Origin of the sequence: Vibrio echinoideorum (assembly GCF_024347455.1) — a bacterium.
Taxonomy (GTDB): domain Bacteria; phylum Pseudomonadota; class Gammaproteobacteria; order Enterobacterales; family Vibrionaceae; genus Vibrio; species Vibrio echinoideorum.
Genome location: NZ_AP025484.1, coordinates 94,061 through 106,453, shown reverse-complemented (window position 1 = coordinate 106,453; position 12,393 = coordinate 94,061). Strand labels below are relative to the sequence as shown.

Sequence of the window (12,393 nt, the reverse complement as noted above, 5' to 3'; positions counted from 1 at the left end):
GAGAAAGGATATGAATGCACTGAACGACCAACTCAAAACCCTACGCTTGAGCCATGTAGCGAAAGCATTAGAGCAGCAGCAAGAGCAACTGACCACCTACGCAGAACTGGACTTCGAGGAAAGGCTAAGCCTACTTCTGGAAAGCGAGATCTTGAATCGCAATCAGAGCAAAATCCAACGCTTAAAACGACAAGCCAAGCTGAGAGTAGATGCGCAGCCGAGCCAACTCATCTATAAGGAGGGACGAAACCTCAATCGTAAACAGATGAGCGAACTTCTGACGGGCAGTTATCTATACAAACACCAGAACATCTTGGTTACAGGCCCAACAGGCGCAGGCAAAACGTATCTTGCCTGCGCACTGGCAACCAGCGCCTGTGACCAACAACAAACGGTTAAGTACTACCGATTAACTCGCTTGCTTGACGACCTGACCGCTGGTCGTCTGGATGGTAGCTATCAAAAGCAACTCCAATCGCTGGCTAAGAAAACCTTACTGATCCTCGACGACTGGGGGATGGAAAAACTCACTCAAGAGCATGCGGGTCACTTATTAGAAGTGCTGGAAGAGCGTTATCAAAACAGCAGCACAATCGTCATCAGCCAGTTACCTGTAAGGGAGTGGTACAACATGATCGGCAACGCCACCGTCGCGGACGCGCTAATGGATCGGTTAGTACACAATAGTCATAGAATAGAACTGGGAGGTGAGTCAATGAGAAAACTGGCGCAATCCGATCACTTAGAGTAAAAATAAGAAGAGAGAAAAACGGTAGGATCAGGTGATCGGAATAAACCGAAACGAGCGATCGCAATCACCGAAATACGCATTTTAGAGCACTTTCGAGCCCAAAAGCACCACGGATGAAAATCACAAACGGATGAAAATTCAACCTAAGAAGCTTTTGGACAAAACTGAGTTTGCGGCTTTGATAAATTAGCACTTAACGGATTTCCTAAGGTATTGGAAAACGTCTAACCTCGCGGCCAACCTCAGTATTCCGCTGGACATACTAAGTTGATAACTATTCACCCTCAATTTCATTTACTACTTCTTGATATAAACTAACCTGCCTAGAGTCGCCTAGTCTTAAATATTCATCAGCAATATCTTTGGCGTAACGCTCACCATCTGCGCCCATGTTAATTAGATTAACAAACAGTTTTTTAATGCTTTCATCCGAATATATAGAACAAGGACGAGAAAGCGCCTCCTTCCAAACTTCGTATGTATCCTGCGGATACTTGTCGCTTAGACGCGCTAAATTTTCAACTAATGTATCAGCGTTGTAATCATACCCAGCATAAGGGGCGATGCTCATCAACCAGTTTTTTGACTGCTTATCAATTTCGTCAATGAATTCAGACCACAATGACAACCTTGATGCAAATTGTTTCCCTTTATTCGTACTAGGATTTATCAGTGCAACTAATGAAGGGAACAAGGAGAACACTATTTCTCTAATCTTTATTTCTTGACTATCTCTTTGTGTCCAAAAAAACCAAACCATCGTCTCCAACTCAGAGTAATTAGCTCGTCTTATCAGGAGAGCAATCGATCCGGCTTGTTCATCAACCTTTTCTAATTCATGAATACAAGCCACACAAACAAATTCGATATATCGATTCTTGGTTTCATCTTTAAGGTATTTGCTGTCTAGAAGCAGTTCAAAATAATTATGCTTTCTAAATAGAGCATAAATTTCTGGCCTCAAGTGACTTACATAACTGTAACCCTGTATCGCGCACAGCCAGCGTTGCAAATTCGATCGGTCAAATATCTTATCTAGATTTGTAAGAGTCCACTCTTCTGATAAATAGATAAAGTTAGAAATATAGGTTCCTACAATCGCAGCAAACTCATACTCATTTACGGAGTCTGGTTTATCTAATTCACGAGCAAAAATAGGTTCGTAGGCGCCCCATACTTCTGAATGTTGAGTCGTTTCTTTGTTTGAGTTTCTACACTCATATAGCGCTAGGTTGACATAAGCCTCTAAACAACGTCCCCGCGGACTATTGATAGCAATAGATACAGCATCTGAATCAAGATTAAACTCTTCCCCTGGTTGGCGTTCTAAAATCAGTTCAAGAACACGTTTGGCACGACTAGATTTATCTATTCCGAAAGCATGGGAGTCACTCTTACATCCCGATTCAATCAATCTGCTTAATGTGCCAATAACCCAATTAACATTACCGATGAAAGCGCCTTCGCTGTTACTGCCGTCATCATTCCAGAAGTTATCTATTACCAATAATTTTTCTGAAAATGCTAAAATTTCATTCCATCTAGAATCCCAATCTAACGTTTTTTTAGCTTCCCAGAGGCTTGAATATACTGAAAATAGCTCATGTAAGTAATAAGGCTTCAATTGAATCAAGTGTTCAGAATGACTTAAAATAGTATCGCATTCTAGCGTGACTAATTCGCCGAATTTTTTTACTAACCCCTCGATTCCAGGTTCACGAAAGTGTCCTTTTGATTTGTAATCATTAAGAGACTTAACCAGCTCCTCTGGTGTTTTCAGCAGTACTAATAGCTCATTAATCTCTATAGGTGACTCGTGTTGAACTGTTCCAACACTCATGTAACTTGAAAAATCAGGGTGATCAGGTTCTTTACCTGTTATTTCTGTGCATATTTCATATAAGACTTTGGCTTCTTCGTCTTGTTCTTTAATAGAATAATACCAAATAGACTGTCGATATGCCGTTGGCTTCGATTCGATACCACCCGATTCATCTGTATAAACCAGTTTGGAAATCACATCGTGAACTTGTTTTTTTTCATCAGCCGTCAAGTTAATGAAATTACCCTTTAAGAAATGCCAAAGCTCGTGACGATAGTGATCACTGAAAAAGCCTTCATTAAGGAGCTTTCCTCTTAATTCTCTTGATAGTTTGATGAAAAATTCACCTGCAATGTAGATGGCAACACGTTGAATTATTTGATATCTATTATCCAGCATACTGCAAAGCTTAATGTTTACAGCTTCGTCATGGCTTACATTGCAGTAACCTAGTAATGCATCTCGAAAAAGTTTGAGCGTAATTGCTTCAACATCATTACGACTTGAGTTTTGTTCATGCTCTTCAACAGCACGTCGCCAAATAACAGACCATTGGTCGTTTCCTTCAATATCAATAGCTTGTTTAAACTTACTTTCAAACAATTCAACAACTTCAAGCCCTAAAAGTTCCCCCGCTTTTTTCGCTGATTTTTCAGCGATTGAGTTGGCCGTGTAACCATCCATATTAAGTCTAGGCTCACTTTTTTCTGAAGATATTTTGCTTTCTGTAGAAGAAATATCAAATAAAAAATCAAAAATTTTAAGTGTAAGTTTGTTGTTATGCGCATTTGGTACTTCTAGTAAGTCAACGACCCAGTCGCCAATTTCATTACTTACTAGTCGACTATCAAATCGATCAGAAAGCCAGTAAGAGATAATCTCTACTTCCGAAATCGATATTAAATCTGACGGAATATTTCTTAATATCTTTGCAAATTGCCACCACGTACGATAGTTGCTAAAGCTATGCTCAGAAGCATATGTCGTTACATCTACAATTAACTGTAAATATAACTTGGCATAACCCTCATTATCCTGATCGCAAAGGTGCTGGGATGAGGAAACTAAGTATTGAGTAATAGGCCAAGAAGGAGTGTTCCAGTAATTTCCTTCGGTATTTACGGGACTAGGGTTTAGAGGTGGGGCCAGTAGCCCTTTTTCACTAAAGGCCTTAAACCATTTCAGGCTCTTTACCTTAGAGAAAAAATGCGGCTGCAATTCAGGCTTTGCAATGACTCGCTCTAGAACCATTAGTTCATCTTGTGATAGCTCACTAATCATTTAATATCCTATCCATCAACGCAATATCATCAACCAAAGCGGGTGGCTGAACACTTAACTTACTAGACCAATGCTCTACTACATGTTCAAGCTGCTGATAGTCTTTTTCATCTCTCGTATAACCAATCAGGTGAACACCAAATGACCTTTGATGGTAAACCTTTAACCTATCATAAAGAGGTTGTTCACTTCTGAAGAATGGTTGAAGCAAAAAACGTTGTCGTTTATTGTCCAGCTCTTTGACACCTGAACGCCTCAAAATATGTTCTAGAATTTCTGACTCTTCAAGACCATAGCCAATAAATAGCACCACATAATTTTCAAACAACTCTGCTAAGAAATGCTGTACATTCTTCTCGTCATAATGAGCGAGATAATCACGAGTCGTAACTATCATAGTTTCAGGTTTTTCAATATCACCATGCAAATGAATAACTGTCCCTGGTTCTTTGAGATCTGCTGCATTTAAATTTGCTACGCCAGACTTTCGATTAACCTTTTGTTTTGTCTCTTTTTCAGACTGTTCTTCAAGAGGATCAGGATTAAGTTCATGGTCATAATTCGTAGTGACACATGTGGCCTTAATTGAATTAATATTGGGGTAAATAGAGCTTTCAAATCGAGCTTTAAGGTTAGATCTAAGATCTAAATTTTGACCATTTTCTTGGCTAATGAAATCAGCGATGGAAAGCTGTTTCTTGGGGTCTAATTTCTTTAGCTGTTCAAGCTCTGCATAATCAATAAATCCATTATCGACTAAGCTACGAAGGGCATCATAAGCAAGGCCTCCCCATGATGGCATTCCAACCATCATGGAAGCGCCAGCTCCAACAAAAAGTACTAAATTCCCATTTTGCGCGGCATTAACTATTTCATCTGGAACTGGAGGGAGGGCTTCAAGCTGGTCTGTCATTTTACACAAATCTTCCCAGAAAATTGAACATTCAATTAGACCTTTTTAAAGGTTTGTCTAGAGTCAGGCTATTGTTTTTCTATGTCTGTTAATAGCCACTATGCGCATAATGCAGGATTAGTAAAATTTGGTCAAAGAACAGCTATCTGAAATGTTACATGCGAAAGCTTTAAGGCACGTTGAAGTTAGCAAAGTGCCGACTGTAACAAACCTGGAAAGAATGTATGGTACTCCCGTTTTTTCAAGTGAAAAATCCAAATACCAGATTTATCAACACACAATCTACATCATCACTTAATACCGCCATAGAATATCCCTCGCAATAAGTTCACTTTGTCGAACAGAATAGACAATAGATGGCATTTTAACTTGATTGCATATCAAAAGAACTGAACATCTAGTAAACTGCCCTCTTTTAAGTTCAACAAGTTATAAACGATGCAAGAAGAAGTTATAGAACAAAGTGAAAATACAGCGCCTCCGGTTGAGAGCGCATTGGTGTCGTGGCTACAACGTTGTAAAGATGCTCGTGATGGTCATTATAAGAGAGCAGAGAAGCTCTTCGATTTGTCGCAACTCCTTGGCTACGTGCTCATCTATTCAACTATATTTGTTACAGCTTTTTCGTTTTTCACTCACAATCCTGAACAAGTTTTGTTTTGGTGTATTACTAAACAACACATTGTCATTTTCATTGGGTGTATCGCAGCGGTAATCTCAGGAATAGTGAGCCAAGCTAGATTCGGAGAAAGGGCTGAAATGCATCGTTCATCAGGAGCTCGCTACGCCAACTTAGCTCGGGATATCGAAGAGCTACAACTCAAACAAAAGATGGGTCTACTGCAGAACAGTGAGCTGTCTACGCACATTAACTCAGTTATTAAAGAGTGGAATAACCTGTCAGAAGATTCGTTGTTGACTCCACACAACCCAACTCGAACAAACCAGTATGGTCACGTTTTGATAACGTTATTTTTCATCATAATGTTTTTCTCCGTGGCAGCCTGACACTGATTACAGTGCATTATATTTCGCCAAGAGGAATCACCCTAAATGGCAACAAGCATACATTTAACAGAAATCTACCAACGTAAACTCAATTTTCTTATTGGTTCCGGCGCCTCTAGTGGTTTGTTCCCTACTCTCTGGTTACCGCTAATAGATTCAGATGATGAAACTAAAAAAGAAACTATCGAGACACTAGCAACCAAGCTAGACAAGCTTGCGGAGAAAGACTCCCGATATAAGAATCATCATACATTGTTGTTTATGTACTACTACGAACGGATCATTAAGCCAATATGTCAGTTCAAGACCAGTGATGTTCAAGCAGTTCGAGAGCATCAATGCTCTGGGGAGCCCAGTTGTGAGATATGTAAAGAGTTTGATACAAAAAAGAGTGTATTAATAAACTACGAAGCTTTTATTGAGTCTATTGTTCGTCTTCTTCAGCATAAGAAACATTTTGAGAAGCGTTGTAACCTCTTTACTACAAATTATGATGGTTGTATCCCCCTGATTGCCGATGATTTAATCAAGAAAGGGTATTTAGAATTCCATATAAATGACGGAGCTAGCGGTTTTATCGAACGAACTCTCTCTGCTCGAAATTTCAACTACTACCTATGCCAAACTGGTGTATTTGGTAGAAACTCGTCTGATATACCACAAATCAACTTTATCAATCTACATGGTTCCGGCTATTGGCAGAAATCGGAAGACACCATTAAAGTTGATTATAACAATCTCGAACGTACAGTTGTGATCCCAGAAGCGGCTGAAGAAGCTCTAGAACAGTTTGATGAGATTATTAACCATAAGGGTAAGAAAACAACAGATCTACTAGAAGCTCAATTTGAATTAAGTGAAGATAACCGAGATGCGTTTTGGAATACATACAATAAGCTACCCATTGTTAACCCTACAAAGTGGAAGTTTCACGAAACAGTCTTTGAAGAGCACTACTACCAAATGCTGCGATTGCTTAGCTACAGCTTGGAAGAACAGAACTCAGTTTTAATCAGTTTCGCTTTTTCATTCGCAGATGAGCACATTCGCAATCTAGTTAAGCGTTCATTATCCAACCATTCACTGCAAGTTTTTATTTGTTGCTTCAACGAAAAAGAGCATAAAACTATGCAGGAGTTCTTTGGTGGCTATAAAAACGTAGCCTTAATCCACTTTGAAGATAAAGTTTTAGATTTCACCGCATTTAATACAGACGTGTTTAACGCAGAAATCTTAAGGGACGTGACGCAATGAGTATTAACGTAGGTGAGGTCATTGCGGTTCGTGGGACACAGATTACGCTGCGAATCTTTGATGAGTCTAGTCTTGAAACGATGTTCTATGACGGAAAGAAATACAAAGGTGTTTCGATACGCGAGTATATTGGGATTAAACGAGGTTTTTGCCTAATTGTTTGTATCGTCGAGGGTGAGTACTTAGATGAAAAAAGGTTCGAATTTGACGACAACAAGATTCAATACATCCGAAAAGTAGAAGCCAAACCTATTGGTTACTTTGAACAGAATCAGTTCAAAGAGGGTGTCAAATTAATGCCCATGATAAAGGATGAAGCTTACCTGCTTAATGAGTCTCAAGTAACCAAGGTCTTTAGTCAGGCAAACGATGGTAGATTCAAAATTGGTTCAATGCTTAAAGAAGAACTACCTGTTTCACTTCCTTGGGACAAAATCTTCAACAGTCATATTGGCATTTTTGGCAACACTGGTAGTGGTAAATCAAACACGCTAACAAGGCTTTATGCTGAACTATTTCGTAACTTTGAAGATCAATTAGTGGGTAAAAGCCAGTTTCTTCTCGTAGATTTCAACGGAGAGTACACTGGTGACCAACTTATAAAAAAAACTGAAAATAAGAAGTCCTTCAATCTGAGCACAGGAAAAAGAGAGGGGCAAAAACTGCCTTTAGCAAGCGATCATATTTGGAACACCGAGATCTTGGCATTGTTGTTTCAAGCAACTGCAAACACACAAACACCATTCATCAATCGAGTGATTGAAAAGCGAAAAAGTCAGCTAAAGAACAATGATGATGTTAAAGATTTCGTCGTAGGTACATTCTACTTATGTCTTGTTAACCCGGCTCAAAATAAAGAGTCTTTGATTCACCTAAAAGTTATCGCCAAACATCTTCAGAATGATGCCCTTATAAATAAACTGAAAAATTTCATTTGGTTTGATAAGCATCAAGATAAAGCCAAGTTCGCAGATCCTAAAGCTCCTGGCAATTGGCACTTCTTTGACACACAAGCTGACTTTGACACGAACCTAAGACCTATTTTAGACGAAATAGATGTAGACAAGCTTGACGCTTTTGATGAGCTAATTGTACGGATAAATGTTCAGCTATTAAGGGATTTACTGTTCGGAAACATTCAATTTGATCACATTCAACCTCTATTAAAGAGAGTAGAAAGTGCAGTTAATGACCTTAGAAAGATTTTTGATGTTAAAGACGACGTCAGAGACGAGTTCAAACTTTTAAATGTTATTTCCCTGAGAAGATGTAATCAAGCAACCAAAAAAATCGTTCCTTTGATACTTGCGAAAATGTTCTATCAAGAGCACCGAGAGAAAGTTGAGGAAAAAGTAAGCAGTACTCTTCATTTCATAATCGATGAGGCTCATAACATCCTTTCCCAACAATCGAGCCGTGAACATGAGGTTTGGAAAGATTACAGACTTGAAATGTTTGAGGAGATTATTAAAGAAGGTCGTAAATTTGGCATGTTCTTAACGCTTGCCAGCCAAAGGCCAGCAGATATATCACCAACGATAATGTCTCAACTTCATAACTTCTTCATTCATCGGCTAGTGAATGACAAAGACTTGTTTCTTATTGATAACACCATTAGCACGTTAGATCGTATGTCAAAGAGCTTGATACCTAACCTTTCAAAAGGGGCATGTGTTGTCACAGGTACAGCCTTTGACTTGCCGTTAGTAATGCAAATTGACTACATAAAAGAGAAAAAAAGTCGACCTGCAAGCGATGACGTTGATTTAGCAAAACTATGGGGACTGAAAAAAGAAGACGAGTAACTTTTTTACCTTATAGGGTGTAAAATCCAACATGCCAAAACCAAATAGACTGGACACAATGAGTCATACGAATATTGTTCAAATTATTAAGAGTTTACAATGCAAGAACAACAGCAAACAAAAAGCTTTCAGCTAAGGGAGCTTGGTTAACAAGCTGAAATGCGACTAATACATTGATTTTTAATAGGTTATATCAGAGGTAACATGGACAAGTACTTTGAATATGAAAGAGATTATAAAAGCCGTCCTCATGTCGTGCTACTTGGTGCTGGCGCTAGTGTGGCAGCTATTCCAAGGGGTGACAAAAACGGAATGAAAACTTCTGTAATGGATGGTTTTTTGGAAAAACTGGGGTTGAGTGAAGCTATCGAAGATTTAAACCTTGTCACTCAAAGCGATAATTTAGAAGATATTTACTCTGAAATTGCTGAAAGAGATGAATATGCAGATGTAAGAAGTGAACTGGATACTAGAATTCGGAACTATTTCAGTGAGTTTGAAATCCCCGATGAACCCACAATCTATGACTTTCTACTTCTTTCTTTGAGAAAAAAGGATCTAATAGCAACATTCAATTGGGACCCTCTGCTACTTCAGGCTTATCAAAGAACCGTCAAAATTACTACCTATTTACCAGATTTAGCGTTCTTACACGGCAATGTCTTGGTTGGATACTGCCTGGAACATCAGCACGGGGGAAATGTAGACAATAGATGCCCAGAATGTGACGAGTGGTTTTCGCCCAGCAGGCTTTTATATCCAATTGCAAAGAAGAATTACAATGATGATCCTTATACCAAGAACAATTGGAAAGCACTAAAAAACTACTTAAGTAAAGCGTATTTAGTGACCATTTTTGGATATAGTGCTCCCAAGACCGACGTTGAAGCCATTGATATGCTTAAAGATGCTTGGGGTGACATTAACAAAAGGAACATGGAGGACATTGAGTTTGTAGATATCCAACAAGAAGATGCACTGGTCGATACGTGGGAAGAGTTTGTTCATACTCATCACTACACATATACCAATGACTTTTTCAATTCCAGCTTAGCTAGGTTTCCTAGACGCACTACTGAGGATTTGTTTGATCGTACACAAAACTGTATCTGGACATCTCCGGAAACACCGTTCTCTGAATCAATGACGTTCTCAGATTTGCGTAATGTCGTTGGCCGTTTAGTCGAAGAAGAAAATGAACACAAAGACAGCTACATAACTCTAAAAAACAGGTGATTAAATACCAATCAACAATTAGCACTGGTAGGTCAATAGATACCAAAGAAAACTAGTCTCACTTGTAAGACCAACTCATTTTGGGGCGCTTTTGAGCTAGAAAGTTCCATAGGTAAAAATTCAACCTATGAGGGTTCTGTCGAGTAGACGACACTTGTTACCAAGTGTCGCCCCTCTAAGAACCGTACGTGCAACTTTCACTGCATACGGCTCAAGCCTCCACTAAGGCATCATTGATACCCAGCAACTTATAAAGCAGTCGAAGCAGGTTCGTTCCAAGAGTTACGAGCTAGCCTTTTGGGTTTTCTCTTCGCCAAGTATTCTTGGTATTGAGGGTCAAAAGGGGTCGCAGCACTCCTAATTTTCACGTGTCTTTCGATAGGCACTTTCGCTATTTGGAACAGATTGAAGTGACAGTCCATGTTCATGATTTTCTGCCAACCGTGAAATTGCCACTGGCCTTTACGATTGAGGAAGTACTTATGAACAACCCAGTCTTTGGACTTGGTTGGATGACGTCTAACTGCCCAGTGCCATAGCGCTTGGAATAGTTTGTGGCCGACATACCCGAATATTTGTTTAGCAACACAGTGGCGATAGTAATTCGCCCATCCCCTGAGTTTCGGATTTATCAACTTGATAAGATCGTTAACAGGGATGGTTGCGTGCTTTTTAATGAGTTCTCGTAGATTTCTCAAGAATAACAACGTGTTGGATTTGCTCGGCTTGATGAGCAATTTCCCTTTGTACTTCCTGTGATTGAAGCCTAGAAAGTCAAAGCCATCATCAATATGAGTGATCTTCGTTTTCTCTTCGGAGAGGGCTAACCCTCTTTCTGCCAAAAAGCCAGCAATCAACGGTTTGATGTCGTTCACTAGCACTTCCTTTGAAGAGCAAGTAACCACGAAATCATCCGCGTAACCGATAAAGTTGGCTCTAGCCCCCTTTTTCAGGGCTGTAGATTTTATTTGTTGCTCTATTCCCGCGAGAGTCATTAGCATCAAGGTTGGAGAGATTATTCCACCTTGAGGTGTACCCTCATCGGTATCATAGAACAGACCCTTATCCACATAGCCAGACTTTAACCATTGTTCTAACATACGTTTATCTACCGTGATATTGTCCATAAGCCATTGATGCCCGATTTTGTCGAAGCAAGCCTTAATATCTCCCTCAAGAACCCATTTCGCTGATCGCTTTAGAGCCAAACATTTGAAACACTGACTGACGGCGTCAGCCGTGCTGCGATTTGTCCTAAACCCATAGCTATTGAGGTCGGCAAGCGTTTCGGACACTGGTTCTAATGCTAGAAGGTGGAGGGCTTGTTGCGCTCTATCAATCATGCATGGAATACCCAATGGCCTGAGCTTACCGTTCTTTTTGGGAATGTAGATACGTTTGAGTGGTTTTGCAGAGTAAGCCTTGCGGCTCAGTTGATTGACTGCTTTCATACGGCGTACATCTGTGTTCCAGGTGACACCGTCTATTCCAGACGTTTTACTGCCTTTATTCTGAGAGACTCGCTTAACCGCAAGAAGCTTGGCTGAGCGAGAATGAGTCAAGAGCCACTGTAAGGACTTCACCTTACTGTATTTCTTTTCTCTAGTTGCTTTTGCGATACGCATTTGAAGCTTCAATACGTGTGCTTCAACGGATTTCCAGTCGATGGACTGCCATTGAGCGCCGTCAGAAGATGCACTAATCTCTTTCGAGATCACCATTTGCTTTTCTCCTTGAATTAAGTTCTTCAAATTCTCTCGCAATGGGAGACCAGTCGGAAGTGGGCTCACTTTCGTGATCAGACATAAGTCTGTATCTGCATCATTACAATGTAGCTTTCGCTTTTTCCGACCTCCTATACCTGCATCACTATCGGCCACAAAGGCTTTCCCAAAGGGAATGATACAGGCTTACCCTGTTCCGTATGTTACGTAAAATGTCAGCTTAGATGCCCACTATAGTGCGGAGAGTACGGCGATCACGAAAAAGTACTGTCCAACCTCTTTCCAACTCTCGTTGCCTTTTGGCCACAGCGTATTAACCACTTCCGCTGCTTCAACGTATAACGCACCTTGAATGGATTCACATACGTTCATCATACTGACTACCTAGCACTTACCCGAATTGTGGTTTTCAGGAGGAACGTCCTCTCACGATTCTTTTCCCACTCAGCCCAACGGCCAAGTTTCGTTACATTGTCCGAGCCGCTGCTTTATTCAGGCTCGTAGGTTCATCTGGTGATACAGACGGTTCACTCATAAAGCGGTGAACAACGCTTCATACGACCTCAGGTCGCACGGACAAAAACGCGTTAGATCAAAAA

Annotated in this window: 9 protein-coding genes; 5 read left to right on the top strand and 4 right to left on the bottom strand. The window is 40.1% G+C overall.

The features are described from left to right. Positions 1–10 precede the first annotated feature (10 nt). On the top strand, positions 11–751 hold the full coding sequence (istB, locus tag OCV36_RS16780; protein ID WP_135459317.1) for an IS21-like element ISVch3 family helper ATPase IstB: 741 nt from the start codon (positions 11–13) through the stop codon (positions 749–751). A 274-nt stretch (positions 752–1,025) separates the two neighbouring features. Here istB and OCV36_RS16775 read toward each other — a convergent pair whose 3' ends face one another. After that, a complete protein-coding gene (locus OCV36_RS16775; RefSeq protein WP_135459311.1) occupies positions 1,026–3,854 on the bottom strand; it encodes a hypothetical protein in 2,829 nt (942 codons plus the stop codon). After that, positions 3,847–4,767: an SIR2 family protein gene (locus tag OCV36_RS16770; protein ID WP_048606956.1), complete on the bottom strand. Its 921-nt coding sequence runs from the start codon at positions 4,765–4,767 to the stop codon at positions 3,847–3,849. Before OCV36_RS16770 ends, OCV36_RS16775 begins: the two co-directional genes overlap by 8 nt. A gap of 438 nt (positions 4,768–5,205) precedes the next feature. On the opposite strand from OCV36_RS16770, the gene OCV36_RS16765 reads away from it, so the two are divergent. From OCV36_RS16765 to OCV36_RS16750, 4 genes are all read left to right on the top strand, one after another. Further along, a complete protein-coding gene (locus tag OCV36_RS16765) occupies positions 5,206–5,775 on the top strand; it encodes an SLATT domain-containing protein (protein ID WP_210114743.1) in 570 nt (189 codons plus the stop codon). A gap of 45 nt (positions 5,776–5,820) precedes the next feature. Next, positions 5,821–7,029, top strand: coding sequence for a hypothetical protein (locus tag OCV36_RS16760; protein WP_135459309.1), 1,209 nt, complete (start codon positions 5,821–5,823; stop codon positions 7,027–7,029). Continuing rightward, a complete protein-coding gene (locus tag OCV36_RS16755; protein WP_135459308.1) occupies positions 7,026–8,834 on the top strand; it encodes an ATP-binding protein in 1,809 nt (602 codons plus the stop codon). The genes OCV36_RS16760 and OCV36_RS16755 overlap by 4 nt, the downstream gene beginning before the upstream one ends. Before the next feature lie 204 nt (positions 8,835–9,038). Next, the gene (locus OCV36_RS16750) at positions 9,039–10,070 is read left to right on the top strand and encodes an SIR2 family protein (protein WP_135459306.1); all 1,032 of its coding nucleotides are present in this window, start codon (positions 9,039–9,041) and stop codon (positions 10,068–10,070) included. A gap of 248 nt (positions 10,071–10,318) precedes the next feature. Here the strand turns inward: OCV36_RS16750 and ltrA are convergent, their stop codons facing one another. Both ltrA and OCV36_RS16740 read right to left on the bottom strand, forming a co-directional pair. After that, positions 10,319–11,791 carry a group II intron reverse transcriptase/maturase gene (gene ltrA, locus OCV36_RS16745; RefSeq protein WP_198590918.1) on the bottom strand — a complete coding sequence of 491 codons (1,473 nt, stop codon included), beginning with the start codon at positions 11,789–11,791 and terminating at the stop codon, positions 10,319–10,321. A gap of 234 nt (positions 11,792–12,025) precedes the next feature. Further along, positions 12,026–12,169, bottom strand: a complete 144-nt coding sequence (locus tag OCV36_RS16740) for a hypothetical protein (protein ID WP_165910097.1) — start codon at positions 12,167–12,169, stop codon at positions 12,026–12,028. Positions 12,170–12,393 lie beyond the last annotated feature (224 nt).

Bases quoted from the DNA above. Each gene is read 5' to 3' on its own strand.
- istB (WP_135459317.1), top strand. From the start codon at position 11: ATGAATGCACTGAACGACCAACTCAAAACCCTACGCTTGAGCCATGTA.
- OCV36_RS16775 (WP_135459311.1), bottom strand. From the start codon at position 3,854: ATGATTAGTGAGCTATCACAAGATGAACTAATGGTTCTAGAGCGAGTC.
- OCV36_RS16770 (WP_048606956.1), bottom strand. From the start codon at position 4,767: ATGACAGACCAGCTTGAAGCCCTCCCTCCAGTTCCAGATGAAATAGTT.
- OCV36_RS16765 (WP_210114743.1), top strand. From the start codon at position 5,206: ATGCAAGAAGAAGTTATAGAACAAAGTGAAAATACAGCGCCTCCGGTT.
- OCV36_RS16760 (WP_135459309.1), top strand. From the start codon at position 5,821: ATGGCAACAAGCATACATTTAACAGAAATCTACCAACGTAAACTCAAT.
- OCV36_RS16755 (WP_135459308.1), top strand. From the start codon at position 7,026: ATGAGTATTAACGTAGGTGAGGTCATTGCGGTTCGTGGGACACAGATT.
- OCV36_RS16750 (WP_135459306.1), top strand. From the start codon at position 9,039: ATGGACAAGTACTTTGAATATGAAAGAGATTATAAAAGCCGTCCTCAT.
- ltrA (WP_198590918.1), bottom strand. From the start codon at position 11,791: ATGGTGATCTCGAAAGAGATTAGTGCATCTTCTGACGGCGCTCAATGG.
- OCV36_RS16740 (WP_165910097.1), bottom strand. From the start codon at position 12,169: ATGATGAACGTATGTGAATCCATTCAAGGTGCGTTATACGTTGAAGCA.